Source organism: Streptomyces sp. P17 (genome assembly GCF_032436805.1).
In the GTDB taxonomy this organism is placed as follows: Bacteria; Actinomycetota; Actinomycetes; order Streptomycetales; family Streptomycetaceae; genus Streptomyces.
In genome coordinates, this window is sequence record NZ_JAVRBF010000017.1 from 62,785 (window position 1) to 80,474 (window position 17,690).

A 17,690-nucleotide genomic window follows, 5' to 3' on the forward strand; every position below is an offset into this window, starting at 1 on the left:
GCTCACCCCTGGTCGGCTTCGCCGTTGTCGATCACCAGCGCGCCGTTCATGGTGCCGACGCCCAGCCAGCGGCCGTTCGGGCTGAACCGCAGCGCCAGCACCTCGTCCGTGGACACGGTGTACAGCTCCTTGCCCTCGATGTTGAACAGCCGTACGACGTTGTCGATTGAGGCGCTGGCCGCGTGCTTGCCGTTCGGGCTGAACGCGACATGCGTGACGGCCCCGAAGCTCTGTTCCTCCGGGTTGCCGGGGTTCAGTTTGGGTGCCCGGCCCCGCTCGACGCCGGTGTCCGCGTCCAGGACCCGGGCGAACCCGTCGGAGCCTCCGACCACGGTCCATTTGCCCTTGGGGTCGAAGGCCAGGCAGTTCGGGGCGGTGACCTGGTCGTCGATGTCCTCCGGGGTGGGCCACACCTGCTTGCCGGTCTGCGCCTCGAACATCCGGGTGGTGTCGTCCGCGGCACAGCACAGCACGTTCAGCCCGTCCGGGCTGAACGCGACGGCGAAGACGGCATCCTTCGGGGTGAGCCGCGAGACCTGCTTACCGGTGGCCAGGTCGTGCACCCGAGCGGATCCGGCGAGCCGGTGGTTCCCGCCGTGGCGTTCGTCGACGGCCAGCGCGATCCGGGTGCCGTCCCGGCTCAGGTCCAGATCGGCGATCAGCGGCGGGTCGACGGTAATGCGCTGCTTGATCTCCCCGGAGGCCTGATCGAGTACGGCGACCAGGGTGTCGGTGGCCACGATCAGCCGCCCGTCCGGGCCGAACCGCACGGAGTTCACCGAGTTGCCCGGGTCGAGCGGTCCCTGCCACAGGGCCGTGCCGGTGGCGCTGTCCCGCAGGAACACCTGCTCGAAGTCGGTCACGGCGATCCTGGTGCCGTCCGGGCTGAAGGCAATGCCGGACACGGATCCGTCGGTGGGCACCTCCAGCGGCGGTGCCCCGATGCCGATCGAGCGCACCCGCAGCTGGGTGCCGCTGCCGCCGGTGGCGAAGCGCTTGTTGTCCGGGCTGAAGGCGACGGCCTGGACCGAGCCGTCCTGTGGGGCGCGAAGCGCGACGGTACCGGGCTCGCTCATGACCGGTTCCTCCTCATGCCGGAATGTGCCTAGCCGACGGGCAGAGAGACGTCGAACGTCGCGCTGCCGCCGCGCACGGTGACCGTGACCGACTCAGGGGCGAGACCGTCCGGGTTGTCGAAGCGGTACAGGGCGTACGCGTTGGCGCCGGTCATCTGGATGGCGGGCAGCGGGCCGGGGACGGGCGCTTCCGCGATGCTCAGGGACTGTCCGCCGGCGACGAGTTCGACGGCGACGTCGGTGTCCTGGAGGTCGAAGGGCTGTTCCACCGCGATGGCCACGTTGACGCGCACCGACGTGCCGGTCACCTCGTGGAGAGACGGGTAGACCCAGAAGTCGCCTGCGAGTCGGGGGGTTTCGTCGTTCATGGGGCTCCTCACGGCACCTGGCAGTCGACGGTCCACTCGCGGGTGAACAGGACCCTTCCGCCGTTGCACACGTCGATGAGCTGTCCGCGGAAGTCGACATCGATCTTGAAGAAGGTGCCGGGCGCTCCGGCGCCCCCGGGTGTGTCCCGGCCGGCGTACTGCTCTCCGGAGCGTCGTTTGACGAGGTACATGTCGTTGAGGTTGCCGTTGCCGACCGCGGCGTTGCGGTGTCCGTAGTCCAGGTCGACATGGAAGGGGTTGGCCGGGCTGGACGCGGCCTGGCCGTCCTCGATGAAGTGGTCGTCGGCGGAGCCCTGTCCCGGCCGGGATCGCATCAGACGGGGCGTCGGGACGCCGTTCTCCTTGGTGATGAAGCGCACGGGCTGGCCGTTCACCTCGAGCTCACCGCGGATGTACTGCCGGTATTCGCCGCATGCGGGAATCGACGGATCGGCGTCGGCGAACAGCGCATGCATCTCGAATTCGCCGCCGCAGCGCACGTCAGGCTGGGTGCGCTTGCTGCAACTCACCAGCCTAGCCGGAATGTCCACGCTCGCCACATCGGCCTGCGGCCACTCGATCACCTCGTCGATCGGGCCGGTGAATCCCGCCCGGACCAGCTCCGGCCACTTTCCCGGCTCGGTGATCGGCAGGGGGTAACCCGGGCGTACCTTCTCGTTCGTGATGTCGTAGTTCAGGTACTGGCCGCCCTTGAAGAAATACGCCGTCCCGTTTCCCCAGTTGACGGCCGCGTCCACGCCGGACTTGAAAGCGGCGGGGAAGTCCGGCCAGCCCTCGGAAATGTCCCGGGGATAGATGGTGTGGTCGACGGAGTCGGTCCCGAGGTCGTAGCGGACGTATTTCGAGCCCTTGAAGAAGAACACCCGGCCGTCTCCCCAGTTGATCGCCGCGTTCATTCCGGCGGCGAAGGACGCGGGCAGCGCGGGCCACTGCGAGGCCGTGTCATGGGGGTAGAAACTCGCGTCGACCGTGTCGTTGGTGGCGTCCCAGCGGACGTACTGCGAGCCCTTGAAGAAGTACACGAATCCGTCGGGCCAGTTCACCACCGCGTCGATGCCCTGGGTGAAGGAGGCGGGCATCGCGGTCCAGGCCTCGGCGACGCCGCGCGGGTAGAAGTCGTGGTTGACCGTCTCCGCGCCGGTCACCGGGTCGATCTCGTAGCGGACGTACTTGCCGCCGCGGAAGAAGAACGCCGTTCGCACCTGCGCCATGGTGGTTCCTTCCCCGGGCGTTCGTGTGGCAGTCGGCGACCGTCGCGTAACGCACCGTCATGAGAGTAGGGGAAGGGCCGCGTCGGGACGAGCATCCGGTCCGTGGCGGTCGCATGGCGTGGCTTTCCAAGTGGTGCCAGCATGGAAGTGGTGCCGGCCGCTCCGCTCTCGTGAGAGGGGATGCTCATGGCCAAGCGTCTGGTCGTCTGCTGCGACGGCACATGGAACTTCGCCGATCAGCCGAGCAAGACCAACGTCGCCAAGGTCGCCCTGTCGCTGCGCCCCGGGACCGCCGCCGGGAAGGAGCAGCGCGTCTACTACCACAGCGGCGTCGGCACCCACCGGCGCGAGCGGGTGCGGGGCGGCGCGTTCGGCTTGGGCCTGTCCCGGAACGTCGTCGACGCCTACCGCTTCCTCGTCGAGACCTACGAGCCCGACGACGAGCTGTTCCTCTTCGGCTTCAGCCGGGGCGCGTTCACCGCCCGCAGCCTGGCCGGGCTGATCCGCAACGGCGGCATCCTGCGCCGCGACCACGCCGACCGGATCCCTGAGGCCTGGGCTCTGTACCGGGACCGGATCGAGCAACCCAACGGCGCCGCCGCCACGTTGTTCCGCCGCTCCTACGCGCGCGAGACCGAGATCCGCTTCATCGGGGTGTGGGACACGGTCGGGTCGCTGGGCATCCCGATGCCCAGCGCGCCGTGGCTCCAGTCGTACGCGACGCGGTTCAACCGCCGCTGGGCGTTCCACAACACGGAGTTGAGCAGCTGGGTCCGCGCCGCCTTCCACGCGCTGGCCGTCGACGAGCAGCGCTCGGCGTTCCGGCCGGCCCTGTGGCACCAGCAGCCCGGAGCCGACCAGCAGGGCCAGGAGCTGAAGCAGGTGTGGTTCGCCGGAGTGCACTCCGATGTCGGTGGCAGCTACAAGGAGACCGGGCTGTCCGACATCGCCCTGCTCTGGATGGTCGATCAGGCCCGCAGGTACGGCCTGGATTTCGACCCTGACACCCTCAGCGAGGCCGGACCCAAGGTGATGCGGCCCGAGGAGAGCACCGACTTCCGCGTACGGCCGGACAGTTCGGGGCCGCTGCATTCCTCCCGGACCGGCATGTACCGCCTGGCCAAGCCGCTGCACCGGCCGATCGGACAGGCGGCGAACGACAAGGGCGAACTCGACGGCAACGAGTTCCTGGCGGTGCCGGCCAAGGAGCGGTACGACCGCGACACGGGCTACCGCCCGCCGCAGTTGGAGCGGTATCTCTCGGCCCAGGAGCGAGTACGCCTTGAGCCGGTGCTGTTGCCGGACCTCGCCGCCGGGCTGCCGCCCATACCCCCCGTGCCCTCCGGGCCGCAGACCGCAGCGCCGCAGCCGCCCGAAGAGCTGCCCCGGACCCCGTGACACCCCGGTCCGGCACGCCCGAGAGGTAAGGAGATCCGGGATGCTCACCTGCACGCTCTTCGCCGGCGACGCGCTGCTGGAGTCGATCGCCAACGACCAGGACCGGATCTCGCGGACCCGGAACCGGAGGGATCCGGCCGTGCGCAAGGTGCAGATCGCGCTGCTCGACCGGGACCCGAATTGTCTGCCCCGGTTCGGGGCGGACGGCGACTACGGCGACGAGACGGCCGGCGCGGTGGCCCGCTTCAAGATCGAGGTGCTGGGCGTCCCGCCGCCGGTGATCGACGACGTCGGCCCGTTGACGGTCCGCAAGTTGGACGAACTGCAGGCCGCCGCCGAACGCCCGCCCGCGCCGAGCGTCACACCCGAGGAATGGCTGCTGACCGACGCCGAAGTCGGCCCCTTCCGCTCCCCCGCCTTCACCCGCGACAACGTGGTCGACTTCTTCGTCGACGCCGAGGGGTACTACAACCTGCTGGCCGACCGCCTGGACGCCCTGCTCGCCGGGGACCGGGTGCTGTTCGCCGGCTGGCGGTTCTCGCCCGAGCAGCTGTTGCGCCCGACGGTCGCCGGCTCCCCGGGGATCCTCGACCGGCTCCGCAAGCTCCGCGCCGACGGCATCGTCGTACGGGCCCTGCTGTACGGCTCGCACTTCTCCACGCTTCCCGTGCGCAGGCCCCGGGTGCCGACGCTGCCGTCCAAGGACAACTTCGACTTCCGCACCGGTCTGGTCGACGGGGGCGCCGAGGCGATCCTCGACGCCAGGGTGGGCGACTTCGGCTCCCACCATCAGAAGTGCGCGGTGGTGCAGGGTGCCGCCGAGGGGCCGTGCGCGTTCCTCGGCGGGATCGATGTGTGCCTCGACCGGTGGGACAACGGCGCCCACGTCGATCCGCCCGTACGGCAGCGGGAGCCGGACTTCCTGGGAACGAGGATCTCCCTGCCGGGCTGGCACGACGTGCAGTGCGCGGTGTTCGGGCCGGCCGTCGGCCAGATCTGGCAGAGCCTCGTCGAGCGCTGGAACGACCCGACACGGCCCAGCCGTATCGACGCCACGCCCGCCCCGATCCCGCAGTCCGAGGCACCCGGGCCGCCGACCCGGTCCGGCACACAGGCGGTGCAGGTCCTGCGCACCCTCACCTGCAAGGGCGTCTACTCCTTCCTGCCGGGCGGCGAGTTCACCGTCACGGCCGCCTACCGTACCGCAAGGCCCTGCATCGGGCGCGGCACTACATCTACATCGAGGACCAGTACCTGTGGCCCTCTCCCCTCGTCGAGGACCTGCGGGACGCCGCGGGCCGGGGCGTCCAGCTCATCCTGGTCACCGCCCGCGACTTCGACGCGCCGGGGCTCAAGGACGCCCACGAGGCACTGCGCACGGAGGCGCTCCAGCGCATCGCCTCGGCCGCCCCTGCGAATGTCCACTGCTTCCATCTGGAGCAGGCGGCAAGCTCGGCGCAGATCTATGTCCACGCGAAGCTGATGATCGTCGACGACCAGTACGTCGCCGCGGGCAGCGCCAATCTGAACTTCCGCTCCCACACCACGGATTCAGAACTGCACCTCGGGGTCTTCGACACGGACCTGGCGGACGGCACCATGGGGGGCGCGCCGCGCCGGGTGGGTGTGTCCGTTCGTGACCTGCGCGCGCAGATCTGGGGCGAGCACCTCAACGAGGACCCGGCCCTGCACCAGGACGCGCTGGCGGGCCTCGCGCGCATGCCCATCGCGGGCGGCAAGACCGGCCACCTGGTCAGCTTCCCCGTGCCCGCGCAGGTGCCCGCCGTGGACTGGCGCGAGACGGTAAGGGAACTGCTGCGCACGATCCAGCACATGGAGAACTGGCAACTCCTGGCACCGGTGGTGCTGGGACCCCTGTCGCTCCCCCTCACCCTGGTGCCGGACATGGACCTCGGCGTTCTCGCCGACGCCATTCCCAACCCGGAGTCCTTCCTGCGCAACCTGCTCAACCCGCACACCGTCTGCTGACAAGGCCAGGGAGCCGAGAGCCGCACCCTGCACTCCGGCCACTTGAAATCCCTTCGCCTGCAGGGCGGCTGCCAGCGCGAGCAGGGTGTCGAGCACCGCCAGGCCCTCCTGGAAGCCCCGCAGGATGACCAGGTGGTACACCTTGGGACCGACGTCCCCTCCGGGCACCGGCGGTGTGCCGTCCTGCGCGAAGGTCACGGGGGTGACGGTGTCGGTTCCGGTGATGCCCAGCAGGAACCCGTTGAGGTCGACGCCCCGGTACTGGCCGCCCGGCGCGCCGCCGATGAATCGACCAGGGCCCGGTGGGGATGGGTGGCGGTCGCGCCGCTGCGGCAGACGGCGCCCAGCGCGTCGCCTCTGCTGACCGAGGAGCCGACGGTCAGCCCGGGCGGCACTCCGGTGATGTGGGTGAAGCAGGCGCCCCGCATGTCGTTGTGCGCCGGCATGAACGACCGGGCCCCGTACACCTTGCGTGTGTCCGCGGCGGGATGGTGCGGGTTGTGACGGGTGATGTGCGCGTACCGGTGCGGCGGCTGGTAGCCGCCGATGTTGGGGCCGCCGAGGTCGGTGGCGCCGGTGCCGGACGGGAAGTGCCCCGAGATTCGATGGTGAAGGCGGACATGCCGCTCCCTCGGTGCCTTGTCGTCGCTCAGGCTCCGAACACCGTGAAACCGAGGCCCGAGAGCTGGGCAGCGAGGGCCGCCACGGTGTCCGGGTCGTCGAAGGCGCCGTTCTCGCCGAGGCCGCTCGCGGACTGGAACTCCTTGACCTTGCCCTGGGTGCGCGGGCCGTCGACGCCGTCCTGCGACAGTGGGGTGAAGCCCAGGGCGAGCAGTGCCCCTTGGACGCCGAACACGTCCGAGACGTCCAGCGCGATCTGCTCGAGGGGCAGGCCCTGGTCCTCCACGTCGCGGGACATCAGGAAGTGGGCCCGGTCGAGCTTGTTGCGGATGACGATGGTGCCGACGTCCGGGGTGAAGTGGCATTCTTCGGCGGCGCCGACCCAGTTCCGGCTGGCCACATGGCCCTGGAACTTGGGGAAGCGGAACTTCGGGCCCATGGCCCAGGCCATGCTGAGCGTGGCCAGCTGGGCGTTGGCCGGCCAGGAGGCGAACTCCCCGAAGATGTGACGCCCGGAGGTGTCGACGCGGCCGAGGAGCACCGACTCCATCTCGTCGAGCTTCTCGAAGACGTGCCGGTCGATCTCGTCATTGTCGACGTGCAGACGCGTCAGCGGCGGCGCGAACCGGCCGTGCCCGAGAGGCGCGAGGTCCATACGGGACTTCACCGTGTCCCACTCGGCGGCGACCTCCTCGGACGTCGCCTCCGTGCCCGTGTCGTTGACCAGCCAGCGAAGCCTGCCCGCGGCGGCCAGTGACTCGGCGCGCTCCTGCGCGGTCGGCGCGGAGTTGTCCCGTGCCGTCTGGTCGATCTTGTTGCCGATGCCGGTGCTCACGTACCCTTTCACATCCAGGTACATGAAGTTGACGCGCCCTTCGAGCGGGTCGTTGAAGCTGATCCAGTAGTCGCGAACGCTCTGATGCATGATGGCGCCTTCCTGTCCGGATTTCCTGACCGCACGGGCAGCATCCGGGCGAACCGGGGTGAGGGCTCGACGCCCAGCTCCTCCTCCAGCAGACGGCTGAACGCCTGGTAGTGGCGCACCGCCTCACCAATATTGCCCTCGGCGAGATGCGCCGCCACGACGGCCCGGTGGGCGCTCTCCCGCAGCGGTTCCGCGCGTACGCTCGCCCACCCCGCCTCCATCGCGAGGGCCGGTCTGCCCTGTCGTACCAGGGCCTCGGCGAGCGCGTCGAGGGCGTGCAGACGCAGTTGCCGCAGCCGCTCACGCTCCATCAGGACCCAGTCCTCGTCCCAGCCCGGCAGCAGGTCCTCTCCCGTCAGCAGGCCCAGCGGCGGACGGACCTCGAGCGGCGGGCCGCAGCCTTCCACCACACCGAGGGCGGTCCGGGTGAGGGCGTGCACGTCCACCCGCAAGGTCGGGGCGGCCAGCAGAACGTCCCCGCAGCAACCGACGAGGGGCGGCTCGCCGCGCGGCAGCTTCCACAGGGCGGTGCGCAGGCTGCCCCTGGCGTGCCCCTCGGTGACCTCGGGCCACAGGGTGCCGGCGAGGATCGTCCGGGACACCCGCCCCCGCAGCGCCATGAAGGCCAGCAACCGCTGGCCGTTACGGCACAGTTCCACGGGCTCGGCGCCCAGCTCCAGACGGAACTGGCCGAGCAATCGCAGCTGGGGAGGAGCAGACACCAACTTGACCGCCTCACGAGCAGTGTGCCGCCCGGGCGCGCCCTCCGACAGGGCGTGTCGTCACCAGTTTCAGCTCCGCGTGCACACCATGCAACTCGAACACCTGCCCGCGAACGCGTCGATGACGGCGCGGTGACGCCGCGCTGACACCGTTTCCGTAGCTTCGAACACGGCGATCGGTCGGACCCGTCACGGTTCCGGCAGCCCGCGACAGCCCGACACAGCACAGCCGAGGAGGACTGCCATGACAGCCACGGCGACCATCGACGACGTCGTGTGCCGGCGACCGGCCACATCGACCGACTTCGACCTGGAGACAGTGGTCAAGAGCCTCCTGGAGCCCGTCTTCGCCCTGCCCGGCGGCAGCGTCCTCGAGAGGCTCGCCGACATCGCCCAGGTGGAGCAGATGATCAGCGACGCCGTCAACGAGCAACCGGACGATCTGTACGTCACGGCGACCGAGTCCTCCGGGATGGAGAACGCGATCCGGCCCAGCGGCGATCCGGTCCAGGCAGCGGCCCGTGACCGCATCCCCGTGGGCGTCCCGATCACCGTGGACAGCCAGGACATCTTCCTGTTCGACAAGGACGAAGGCGGCCTGTTCGGCTCCGACGACGACGTGCTGGGCTCCGTGACCATCAGCGAGGACGATCGCGGCATGGGCCCGCTGTCGAAGCTCGCGCACTCGGAGGAAGAGCACTCCTTCTACTACGTCAACTACCACGTCGACTGACGATCCGATCGGCGGGGAACAAGGGAAGACCGGGAGCGAGCGGTCATGGTCGCTTTGCCCAACGTCCAGTTGTCCAACGTCCGGTTCGGTAAGCGGAACGAGGACGTATGCATCGTGCAGAAGGCCCTCATCAAGCGGGGCCGCGAGATCCCCGACGGCGCCACCGGCCTGTTCGGTGAGCAGACCAAGCGTGCCTACCGGGCCGAGCAACTCGCCCAGCGGTTCGAGGGAACCGACGCCGACGGCATACCGGGCCCCGCCTCCCTGGCCGAACTCGGACGCCGCAGCGGCCTGTTCCGCCTCGACGACGAGTCCGTGCCGGCGGGCCGCGCGGGAAAGCTCACTGTCGCCCAGGTCACCTTCCGTGATCCCGACGACGATTCCGGCGAGGCGGCCATGCGGGCCTATGCCCGCAAGACGTGCGAACTGACCGGCATGGACCCGGAGTTCGGCGTTCCGGCGCTGGCCACCATCGCGAAGCGCGAGTCCGCCTCGAACCACCCCAGGTTCCGGGTGAACACCACGGACATGAACGCGCGTGGCCGGAAAGTCGCCGACGGATACCCCCTCAACTGCTCCCGGGGTGCCACGCAGTGCATTCCGGCCACGTTCGCCACCTACCACCAGGCGGGCACCGCCACCACGCCGTACGACGTGGTCGCCTGCATGTGCGCCACGCTCAACTACGTGCGCGACCGCTATCACGTGAACCAGTCCGGCTCGAACTTCGCCGCCCGCGTCCAGCAGGCCGATCCGCGCCGGGCGCCCCACTGGTATTAGGAGTCCCCCATGGTCGCTGTTTCCAACGTCCGGTTCGGCAAGAAGAACGACGACGTGCGCATCGTGCAGAAGGCCCTCATCAGGCGGGGCCACAGGATCGACGAGGTGACCGGCTACTTCGGCCGCCAGACCAAGGAGGCGTACGAGGCCGAGCAACGCAAGCAGGGCTTCAAAGGAGCCGACGCCGACGGCATACCGGGCCCTACCTCCCTGGCCAACCTCGGCCGCATCACCGGCCTGTTCCGCGTCGACGGCGAGCCGACGCGTCGCGGCAAGGGCAAGGTCGCCTCACCTGTGCCCGGTCACAAGGTCACCTTCGGGTTCTTCCAGCGCGGCCCTTACTCCTGGAGGCCCGACGGGGTGGGCCGGCACACGGGGCAGGACTTCGCCGCCAAGTCCGGTGCACCCGTGGTCGCCGTACGCGGCGGGAAGATCGCCTGGTCGAACGGTAAGGGCGGCGCGTACGGCCAGTGGATCGGCCTCGCCGCGGACAACGGCCATGTCTACACCTACAACCACCTCTCACAACGCCAGGTGAGAGCCGGTCAGCGAGTCAATGCCGGTCAGCAGCTCGGCAGGGTGGGCAGCACGGGCAATTCCACCGGGCCGCACCTGCACTTCGAGATGTCGAAGGGCTCCTCCTGGTCCTACGGCAGGGTCGCGAAGCCCACTTGGTGAACCAGCGAAAGAGGCGCCGGAATGACACAGCGCAATCCCCGCCCGGTCCCGCAGGAGCCCGGCACGATCGTTCCCGCCGAGGTCAGGGGGTGGCAGAAGGGCTACGACGCGGGAACCAGCTCACCGCCGGACGTGCTCGCCGCACCGAGCGTTCGGCACACCGGCTTCATGCACGCCTGGGCCGAGGGCGCCACCGCGGGAAACGCCGACGGGCCGGCCGAGGGCTGGCGTTGAGCGTACTTCGACGGGGGTGCGCTGCCGCAGCCCGGGGACGCCGGCTCGTACAGGCCGCGGGAGCGGTGAACCGGAAGCCGGCTTCGCGCAGGCCGGCCGTGCGTGGGTCAACTGCCCCTGCGTGCGGGTGATGCCGGCGCTGTTCGCCCCGGGCGACGAGGCGGAGGACGGACTCGTCGGCCGTACGCCGGCGCGCGCCTGCAAGGACAGCGCGCCTGCAAGGACAAGGGGGTCGCCGCTGTACTTGCCCGTCCTCACGTCGAGGCCCGTGCTGACGCTGGCGGCCGCGAACAACGAGCCGATCGCGTCCTGGGACTCCGTGCGCAGCCGGGAGCAGAGCTGGTCCAGAGCGACTCCTCCGATGGCCCGGGCGCTGCCGGAGGCCACGGCCTCCTCCAGGGCCTTGAAGTCGGGGGACACCTCGCAGCCCAGGGTGTAGGCCTCGTGGCTCCAGGACACCTTCAGCGGCCCGTTCACCCAGAGTTCCATGTGGATGCCGGGGCCGTCCCATTCGGCGACCTGTCCGCGCAGGGTGTAGCTCAGGGAGGGCCAGGGCGCGGCGTTCTCCGGCAGTTCGAAGACGTCGTAGTTCGAGACGGCGAGCAGCAGCGGGGTGGCCGCCTCGACCGGGGCGCCGGCCGGATCGACCAGGGCCATCAGGCGGTTCCAGGTGCCCGCGCCCACATCCACCCTGGCGTCCGCGACGAGGCCCTCCTGGACCGTCTGGAAGTCCCGTACGGCCTCACACAGCTCGTTCGAGGCGTGGCCGTCCGCGATCGGCGGCAGGGCGTCCAGTGCCGTGCCGCCGGCCGGCAGTCCGACCGCGTCGAGGAGTTCGGCGACCTGCTGCTGGTCCGCGGCGTGGTTGGGGCACTGGGTGCCCTCATTCGTCAGCCCGACCGCCTCGCGCAGTCCCCACGGCATGGCATGTCCCTCGTGTCAGGCGTCCTCGAAGAGCAGGTCCTCGGGAGGACGCGTCATCCGGACGGTCTGGCCGTTGGTCACCTCTACGACACGATGCAGACCCACGCACCGCTCACCGGTGGACAGGACCGAGTACCGGTCCCCGACACCGGCCAGGAAGGCCGGAGAGCAGGACATCGGCATGCCGAGGCGGAGGTAGTCGACCAGTCGGCGGAACAGCTTCGGGACAACCAGGACGTCATCCGTCAGGGAGGCCAGTCCGGTGATTTTCGCGCCGCTCAAGGTGGCGTCGCTCGGCCACAGGCCCCGGCCCTCGTCCCGGGCCTGCTTCGAAACGGTGGCCAACTCGACCCGCAGGCTGGTGAACAGAGTGCGGTAGAAGGTCGGGTACGCCAGGCCCTGGGTGAGCAGATGGTGGTTGACGGTCGTACGCAGCACGGCTTCGTCGACGTCGATCTCCAGACCGCTGGTGCCGGGGGCCGTTCCGCGTCCCGCGAGCGCGATGCAGCGGCCGTGGACGTCGGCACCACGGGTGAGCACGAAGCCGGGGACCGTCTCCGGGGTGGTCGCGGTCACGGTCTCGTCGGGGCGGCGCTGGACGTCGGTGAAGCCCAGCCAGCGCAGCAGCTCGTCACGCGCGGCCTGGGCGGATTGAAGCGGCTGGTGGACGCGGTCCGGGCCGAAATGCGTCTCGGGCGCGTCGATTGCGTCCAGCCGCAGCTTCGCGCGGCCCTCGTTGTGCTTGACGGAGCGCCCGCGCCCGCCGCCGACGAGGGTCCACACGGTCGGGTCGGCGGCCGTGAAATGCACCGTGTCCCCGTCCGGCTGCGAGTCCGTGATGTTGTAGAACCCCTGGATCAGAAGCATGGGCATGGCGACTCCTCAACCGTGGAACGGTGCTCGATGTCCGCCGAAATGCCCCCCGATTCCGATGGTGCACCCGAATCGGGGGTTCCGCACCTGCGCGCAGAGGCGGAGCGGTGACGGCGTTCCCCGGCCGTACCGTCGCGCCCCGGCCCGCGGTACCACCAGGGCACCGCGGGCTGGGTGACGTACCGTCAGGACCCCTTCGAGGCCAGGTACTCCTCCACTCCGGGTGCCTCCCGCGCCTCCTCGACGTTCACCATGGCGCCGACCGCCTTGGCGTCGGGCTTGAGGACATAGGTGGAGCGGCTCGCGGGCTGCGCCACGTCGGAGAAGTCCTGCGCGGTGCCGAGTCCGGCGTCGGCGTTCTTCAGCGAGCGGTGCGCGGCGACCACGTCCGCCCGGGCGAGGCTGCCCGCCTCGCAGGCCTTCTTCAGGTCGGCGCCCATCAGTTGTGCGGCGTTGTAGCCGGAGAGCACTCCGGAGTCGACCAGCGCGCCCGGGTACTTCTTCTGGTAGGAGGCGACCATCTTCTTCACGCCGGGTATGTCCGCGCTGACGGCCGGGGCGGCGCTCACCACGTTGAGCATGGCCTCCAGGGCGGCCGCCGCGGGCGTCTTCATCAGCTGCGGGGCGTAGCCGGGGGCGTTGCTGACGACGGGGACCTTCAGGCCGCGGGAGGCGGCGACGCCGACCAGCGAGGCGGTCTGGGCGGGTCCCGCGCTGATCAGGATCGCCTTGACGCCCGCCTTGCGCAGCGCGGAGACCTGGGCGGACAGGTCGGTGTCGGTGGCCTTGATCTTCTGCCCGACGACCTTCAACCCGGCCTTCTTCGCGGCCCATTCGGAGCCTTCGAGGGCGTTGGCTCCGTAGTCCCCGTCGAAGTAGACGTGGCCGACCGTGTCGCCCTTCTTGAGACCCTTGGTGCGGGTGAGGAAGTCGACGGCGGCGATCATGTCGACGTCGTACGTCGTGCCCAGCACCTGCACGGAGTCCTTGCCGAGCAGGGAGGCCGCCCAGGCCTGCGGGAAGGTGAGCACCTGGTCCCGCTCGATGTCGTCGAGCAGGGCGGCGACCACCGGCGATCCGATGACCTGGGGCAGGGCCACCACGTCCGGGGCGATGTCGGCGTAGGCGGTGACCGCCTTCTGCACGTCGTAGCCGTGGTCCTTGACGACGATCTCGACCTTGCGGCCGCAGATGCCGCCCTTGGCGTTGGTCTCGTCGGCCCACATCTGCTGGGCCTGCACGATGGACTTGCCGAGGGTGGCGTAGGGGCCCGTCAGATCGGTCAGGGCGCCGAGCTTGATGGTCTTGTCGGTGACCCCGGGCCCGGCCTTGACGCCGTCGGCGCCGTCCGCGGCGCTGTCGCCGTCCGCTTTGGAGCTGCAGCCGGTGCCCGCGAGGAGCAGGGCCGTCAGGGCGGCGGCCAGGACCGTCCTGGTGCGGTGCGTAGGGTGGTTCACGGTGTCGGCTCCTTGGCTCGTACGGCTGAGGCGGGTGATGGGGTCTCGGTCGCGGGGTCCGCGTCCTTGGGTGTGGCCCGTCGGCGCTGGATCCGGGCGCGGGCGCGCCGGACCAGTCCGTGCAGTCCGTCGGGGGCGAAGAGCAGGATCAGGACGATCGCCGCTCCGTACAGGTAGCGGGCCGCCTCGGTGGGGCCGACCGCTCCGTCGGTGGTGCCGGGGGCCGCCACGAGGGGCAGCTGGTCGGCATAGCGGGTCATCAGCAGGGGCAGCGCGGTGACGAAGACGGCGCCCGCGGTGGCTCCGGCGACCGAGCCGAGACCGCCGATGACGATCATGGCGAGGTAGTCGACCGAGAGGGCGAGGGAGAAGTAGTCCGGTACGACACGGCGGAAGGCGAGGGCGAGCATCACCCCGGCCAGGCCCGCGTACATGGAGGAGAGCACGAAGGCCGCCGAGCGGTAGCGGGCGACGTGCACGCCCATCACCGCGGCCGCGGTCTCGCTGTCGCGCAGCGCCACCAGGGCGCGCCCAGGCCGTCCGAGCCGCAGCCCGCGGGCGGTGAACCAGGTGAGCGCGAACAGGGCGAGGCCCAGGTACCACAGGCGTTCCTCGGCGCCGAAGGGCACGCCCAGCAGCGTCATCTCGGGGTCGGAGGCGGTGAAGGAGAAGCCGCCGAGCTCCAGGGGCGGCACCGAGCGGCCGTTGAAGCCGCCGGTGATCGAGTCCGCGGTGAGCAGGACATGGTGGCCGAGGAAGACCAGGGCGAGGGTGGCGACGCCCAGGTAGATCCCGCGCACCCGGCCCGCGACGGGACTGAACAGGCCGCCCGCGGCCCCGGCGAGCAGCACCGCGAGGACGACGGCGACGGCGGGCGGCAGGCCCGGGCCGGGTTCGCCGGCCAGCCAGACATAGCCGTAGGCGCCGACGGCGAGGAAGAAGGCGTGGCCGAGGGAGAGTTGACCGGCGGTGCCGGCCAGCAGTCCGAGGCCCACGGCGCCGACGGCGGCGGCCATCGAGAACAGGCCGATGCGCAGCCAGAAGGCGTCCAGGTAGAAGGGCAGGGCGCACAGCAGGACGACCAGCAGGACGGTCCAGGCCCGGTAGCGGCGCAGGAAGTCAGACACGGGCCGCTCCCTTCGCGCCGAACAGCCCGTTGGGCCGTACCAGGAGGACGAGGACCATCACGGCGTACGGCGCGACATCGCCGAACCCTTCGCCGAGGACGAGCAGTTCGGTCTGGTATCCGGCGACGAGTGCCTCGGTCAGGCCGATCAGCAGGCTGCCGGCGAGGGCGCCGGGCGGGGAGGCCATGCCGCCGAGGATGGCGGCCGGGAAGGCCTTCAGGGCGATCTGTCCGGTCGTACGCTCAAGGCCCGGGGCCGGGAACGCGGCGAGGAACACCGCGGCCAGCGCGGCGAGTCCGCCGGCCAGGCACCAGGCGAGGGTACGCATCCGCACCAGCCGTACGCCCATCAGCGCGGCGGCCTCCATGTCCTCCGCCGAAGCCCTGAGCGCCAGGCCCCAGTTGGTGTACCGGAAGAGCGCGAACACTCCGGCGATGACGACGGTGGAGACCACGATCGCGGCGAGGCGGCTGTCGGCCACCGTGATGGGGCCGAGGCCGCTGACCGAGTCGCCCCAGGGGTCGCCGAGGGTGAGCAGGTCGCCGCCGATGCGCCGGGACAGGTCGGTCAGGATGACGATGTCGATGCCGATCGTCACGATCGTCTGCACATGGGCGGCCTGCGGATCCTGTCCGCCGGCCTGGAGCAGGAACCGGTCCATGAGCCCGGCCACGCCCGCCGTGACCAGCACGGCGACCGCGAGGGCGCCGGCGAAGCCGAGGTCGTCGTGGAGTACGGCGGTGAGGTAGCCGCCGAGCAGGAGCAGGGAGCCGTGGGCGAAGTTGATGACGCCCGAGGCCTTGAAGATGATGACGAAGCCGAGGGCGACCAGGGCGTAGACCGAGCCCAGGGCGAGGCCGTTGAGGACGTTGTCGAGGAAGCCGGTCATGCCGCGTCCTCCCCCGTGGTCTCGGTGCCGAGGTAGGCGCGCAGCACTTCGGGGTCGCCGCGGACCTCGTCGGGGGTGCCGTGGGCGATGACGCGGCCGAAGTCGAGGACGGTGACCTCGTCGGCGAGGCGCATCACCAGGCCCATGTCGTGCTCCACCAGCACCACGGACAGGCCGAGTTCGGCGCGCACGGCGCGGATCGTCTCGGCGGTGCGAGCCCGTTCGGCGGCGTTCATGCCGGCCACGGGTTCGTCGAGCAGCAGCACACTGGGCTCCAGACAGAGGGCGCGGGCGAACTCCACGCGTTTACGGTCGCCGTAGGACAGCAGTGCGACCGGGGAGTCGAAGTGCGGTCCGAGGCCGGTGAGTTCGGCGATCTCGCGGGCCCTGGCCAGCTGCTCGCGCTGTTCGCGCACCGCGCTCGGCAGGCGCAGCGCGCTGGCGGTGAAGCCCGCGCGGGACAGGATGTGGCGGCCGAGCATCAGGTTGTCGGCGACCGTGCCTTCGGTGGTGACGATGTTCTGGAAGGTGCGGGCCATCCCCAGGGCGGCGATGCGGTGCGGGGCGAGGCGGGTCAGTTCGGTGTCGCCGAGGCGGACGGTGCCGGAGGCGGGGCGGTACAGGCCGGACAGCACGTTGAAGCAGGTGGACTTGCCGGCGCCGTTGGGCCCGATGATGGCGTGCACGGTGCCCGGGACGACCGTGAAGGACACGGAGTCCAGAGCGGTGAGCCCGGCGAACCGGACGGTGACGTCCCGTACGTCGAGCACGGGCGGTGCGGTGGTGCGGTCGTTCACGCGGCCCCCTGACCGTCGGCGGTCTCTCCCAGGTACAGCCTGCGTACGGCGTCCGTGCGGGCGAGTTCGTCGGCCGCCCCGGACAGCCGGATCTCGCCGACCTCCAGGACGTAGGCGCTGTCCGCGAGGGAGAGCGCCATGCCGGCGTTCTGTTCGACCAGGAGCACGGCGGTGCCCTGGGTGTTGATCTCCTTCACGACGTCGGCGATCCGGGCCACCATCTGCGGGGCGAGACCCAGGGACGGCTCGTCGAGCAGGAGCAGCCGTGGGGCGGCCATCAGGGCGCGGCCGATGGCGAGCATCTGCTGTTCGCCGCCGGACAGGAGCCCGGCGGCCTGGCGGGTGCGTTCCGCGAGGCGCGGGAACAGGGTGAAGACCCGGTCGCGGGATTCGCGCACCAGGACGGGGCTGCGGCGGCCGAGGCCGAGGCCGCCGGTGCGGAGGTTCTCGTCGACCGTGAGCCCGGCGAACACCCGCCTGCCCTCCGGGACCTGGACGACCCCGGCGCGCACCGCGGCGACGGGGTCGCGGCCGTCGAGTTCCGTGGCGCCGTAGCGGATGCGGCCGGCGGTGACCGCGCCGCGGTGCAGGCGCAGGGTGCCCGACACCGCCCGGAGCAAGGTCGTCTTGCCCGCGCCGTTGGCGCCGAGCAGGGCGACGACGCCGCCGTGCGGGACGCTCAGCGTCACGGAGCGAAGGGCGGACAGGGCGCGGCCGTAGGTCACGTCGAGGGCTTCGACGTGCAGGGCCGGCTCCTCGTCCGGTGGTGCTTCGGGCATCACGGCTCCTCGGATCCGTGCCGCTCGGGCACGGGCTTCGGGGGAAGGGGAGCTCACGACAGCACGGGCGCGGGCGGGCGGAACAGGG

At 70.6% G+C, this 17,690-nt stretch carries 18 protein-coding genes; 6 read left to right on the forward strand and 12 right to left on the reverse strand.

Annotated features, from left to right (window positions below; all coding sequences use genetic code 11):
- Positions 1-2: 2 nt before the first annotated feature.
- From RMT89_RS13620 to RMT89_RS13630, 3 genes are read right to left on the reverse strand one after another with little or no spacing between them, the layout of a single operon-like run.
- Complete coding sequence (locus RMT89_RS13620) at positions 3-1,076, reverse strand: PQQ-binding-like beta-propeller repeat protein (protein WP_315883988.1); 1,074 nt, start codon at positions 1,074-1,076, stop codon at positions 3-5.
- Between the two features lie 29 nt (positions 1,077-1,105).
- Complete coding sequence (locus tag RMT89_RS13625; RefSeq protein WP_315883989.1) at positions 1,106-1,444, reverse strand: hypothetical protein; 339 nt, start codon at positions 1,442-1,444, stop codon at positions 1,106-1,108.
- A gap of 8 nt (positions 1,445-1,452) precedes the next feature.
- Positions 1,453-2,676 (reverse strand): hemopexin repeat-containing protein, encoded by a 1,224-nt coding sequence (locus RMT89_RS13630; protein ID WP_315883990.1) that lies wholly within the window; start codon positions 2,674-2,676, stop codon positions 1,453-1,455.
- Between the two features lie 186 nt (positions 2,677-2,862).
- On the opposite strand from RMT89_RS13630, the gene RMT89_RS13635 reads away from it, so the two are divergent.
- The 3 genes from RMT89_RS13635 to RMT89_RS13645 all read left to right on the forward strand — a co-directional run bounded on the left by RMT89_RS13635 (position 2,863) and on the right by RMT89_RS13645 (position 6,567).
- Positions 2,863-4,074: a DUF2235 domain-containing protein gene (locus RMT89_RS13635; protein ID WP_315883991.1), complete on the forward strand. Its 1,212-nt coding sequence runs from the start codon at positions 2,863-2,865 to the stop codon at positions 4,072-4,074.
- Between the two features lie 372 nt (positions 4,075-4,446).
- Positions 4,447-6,063: a phospholipase D-like domain-containing protein gene (locus tag RMT89_RS13640; RefSeq protein ID WP_315884041.1), complete on the forward strand. Its 1,617-nt coding sequence runs from the start codon at positions 4,447-4,449 to the stop codon at positions 6,061-6,063.
- Between the two features lie 42 nt (positions 6,064-6,105).
- On the forward strand, positions 6,106-6,567 hold the full coding sequence (locus tag RMT89_RS13645) for a hypothetical protein (RefSeq protein WP_315884044.1): 462 nt from the start codon (positions 6,106-6,108) through the stop codon (positions 6,565-6,567).
- Between the two features lie 145 nt (positions 6,568-6,712).
- Here the strand turns inward: RMT89_RS13645 and RMT89_RS13650 are convergent, their stop codons facing one another.
- Positions 6,713-7,609, reverse strand: a complete 897-nt coding sequence (locus tag RMT89_RS13650) for a peptidoglycan-binding domain-containing protein (RefSeq protein WP_315883992.1) — start codon at positions 7,607-7,609, stop codon at positions 6,713-6,715.
- The gene (locus RMT89_RS13655) at positions 7,528-8,331 is read right to left on the reverse strand and encodes a BTAD domain-containing putative transcriptional regulator (protein ID WP_315883993.1); all 804 of its coding nucleotides are present in this window, start codon (positions 8,329-8,331) and stop codon (positions 7,528-7,530) included. Before RMT89_RS13655 ends, RMT89_RS13650 begins: the two co-directional genes overlap by 82 nt.
- Positions 8,332-8,575: 244 nt before the next feature.
- Between RMT89_RS13655 and RMT89_RS13660 the strand changes: the two genes are divergently transcribed.
- From RMT89_RS13660 to RMT89_RS13670, 3 genes are read left to right on the forward strand one after another with little or no spacing between them, the layout of a single operon-like run.
- The gene (locus RMT89_RS13660; RefSeq protein WP_315883994.1) at positions 8,576-9,064 is read left to right on the forward strand and encodes a hypothetical protein; all 489 of its coding nucleotides are present in this window, start codon (positions 8,576-8,578) and stop codon (positions 9,062-9,064) included.
- A gap of 45 nt (positions 9,065-9,109) precedes the next feature.
- Entirely contained in the window at positions 9,110-9,844 is a 735-nt protein-coding gene (locus RMT89_RS13665) for a peptidoglycan-binding protein (protein ID WP_315883995.1), read from the forward strand.
- 9 nt (positions 9,845-9,853) lie between these two features.
- On the forward strand, positions 9,854-10,522 hold the full coding sequence (locus RMT89_RS13670) for a peptidoglycan DD-metalloendopeptidase family protein (RefSeq protein WP_315883996.1): 669 nt from the start codon (positions 9,854-9,856) through the stop codon (positions 10,520-10,522).
- 120 nt (positions 10,523-10,642) lie between these two features.
- On the opposite strand, the gene RMT89_RS13675 is transcribed toward RMT89_RS13670, so the two are convergent.
- The 7 genes from RMT89_RS13675 to RMT89_RS13705 all read right to left on the reverse strand — a co-directional run bounded on the left by RMT89_RS13675 (position 10,643) and on the right by RMT89_RS13705 (position 17,602).
- Positions 10,643-11,680: a hypothetical protein gene (locus RMT89_RS13675; RefSeq protein WP_315883997.1), complete on the reverse strand. Its 1,038-nt coding sequence runs from the start codon at positions 11,678-11,680 to the stop codon at positions 10,643-10,645.
- Between the two features lie 15 nt (positions 11,681-11,695).
- Positions 11,696-12,553, reverse strand: a complete 858-nt coding sequence (locus RMT89_RS13680; protein ID WP_315883998.1) for a nuclease — start codon at positions 12,551-12,553, stop codon at positions 11,696-11,698.
- A 185-nt stretch (positions 12,554-12,738) separates the two neighbouring features.
- Positions 12,739-14,010 (reverse strand): ABC transporter substrate-binding protein, encoded by a 1,272-nt coding sequence (locus tag RMT89_RS13685; protein WP_315883999.1) that lies wholly within the window; start codon positions 14,008-14,010, stop codon positions 12,739-12,741.
- The gene (locus RMT89_RS13690) at positions 14,007-15,137 is read right to left on the reverse strand and encodes a branched-chain amino acid ABC transporter permease (protein ID WP_315884000.1); all 1,131 of its coding nucleotides are present in this window, start codon (positions 15,135-15,137) and stop codon (positions 14,007-14,009) included. The genes RMT89_RS13685 and RMT89_RS13690 overlap by 4 nt, the downstream gene beginning before the upstream one ends.
- A complete protein-coding gene (locus tag RMT89_RS13695; RefSeq protein ID WP_315884001.1) occupies positions 15,130-16,026 on the reverse strand; it encodes a branched-chain amino acid ABC transporter permease in 897 nt (298 codons plus the stop codon). Before RMT89_RS13695 ends, RMT89_RS13690 begins: the two co-directional genes overlap by 8 nt.
- On the reverse strand, positions 16,023-16,823 hold the full coding sequence (locus RMT89_RS13700; protein WP_315884002.1) for an ABC transporter ATP-binding protein: 801 nt from the start codon (positions 16,821-16,823) through the stop codon (positions 16,023-16,025). The genes RMT89_RS13695 and RMT89_RS13700 overlap by 4 nt, the downstream gene beginning before the upstream one ends.
- Positions 16,820-17,602: an ABC transporter ATP-binding protein gene (locus RMT89_RS13705; RefSeq protein WP_315884003.1), complete on the reverse strand. Its 783-nt coding sequence runs from the start codon at positions 17,600-17,602 to the stop codon at positions 16,820-16,822. The genes RMT89_RS13700 and RMT89_RS13705 overlap by 4 nt, the downstream gene beginning before the upstream one ends.
- Positions 17,603-17,690 lie beyond the last annotated feature (88 nt).

Coding starts and splice junctions, on each gene's coding strand:
- RMT89_RS13620 (WP_315883988.1), bottom strand. CDS start 1,076: ATGAGCGAGCCCGGTACCGTCGCGCTTCGCGCCCCACAGGACGGCTCG.
- RMT89_RS13625 (WP_315883989.1), bottom strand. CDS start 1,444: ATGAACGACGAAACCCCCCGACTCGCAGGCGACTTCTGGGTCTACCCG.
- RMT89_RS13630 (WP_315883990.1), bottom strand. CDS start 2,676: ATGGCGCAGGTGCGAACGGCGTTCTTCTTCCGCGGCGGCAAGTACGTC.
- RMT89_RS13635 (WP_315883991.1), top strand. CDS start 2,863: ATGGCCAAGCGTCTGGTCGTCTGCTGCGACGGCACATGGAACTTCGCC.
- RMT89_RS13640 (WP_315884041.1), top strand. CDS start 4,447: ATGGCTGCTGACCGACGCCGAAGTCGGCCCCTTCCGCTCCCCCGCCTT.
- RMT89_RS13650 (WP_315883992.1), bottom strand. CDS start 7,609: ATGCATCAGAGCGTTCGCGACTACTGGATCAGCTTCAACGACCCGCTC.
- RMT89_RS13660 (WP_315883994.1), top strand. CDS start 8,576: ATGACAGCCACGGCGACCATCGACGACGTCGTGTGCCGGCGACCGGCC.
- RMT89_RS13665 (WP_315883995.1), top strand. CDS start 9,110: ATGGTCGCTTTGCCCAACGTCCAGTTGTCCAACGTCCGGTTCGGTAAG.
- RMT89_RS13670 (WP_315883996.1), top strand. CDS start 9,854: ATGGTCGCTGTTTCCAACGTCCGGTTCGGCAAGAAGAACGACGACGTG.
- RMT89_RS13675 (WP_315883997.1), bottom strand. CDS start 11,680: ATGCCGTGGGGACTGCGCGAGGCGGTCGGGCTGACGAATGAGGGCACC.
- RMT89_RS13680 (WP_315883998.1), bottom strand. CDS start 12,553: ATGCCCATGCTTCTGATCCAGGGGTTCTACAACATCACGGACTCGCAG.
- RMT89_RS13695 (WP_315884001.1), bottom strand. CDS start 16,026: ATGACCGGCTTCCTCGACAACGTCCTCAACGGCCTCGCCCTGGGCTCG.
- RMT89_RS13705 (WP_315884003.1), bottom strand. CDS start 17,602: ATGCCCGAAGCACCACCGGACGAGGAGCCGGCCCTGCACGTCGAAGCC.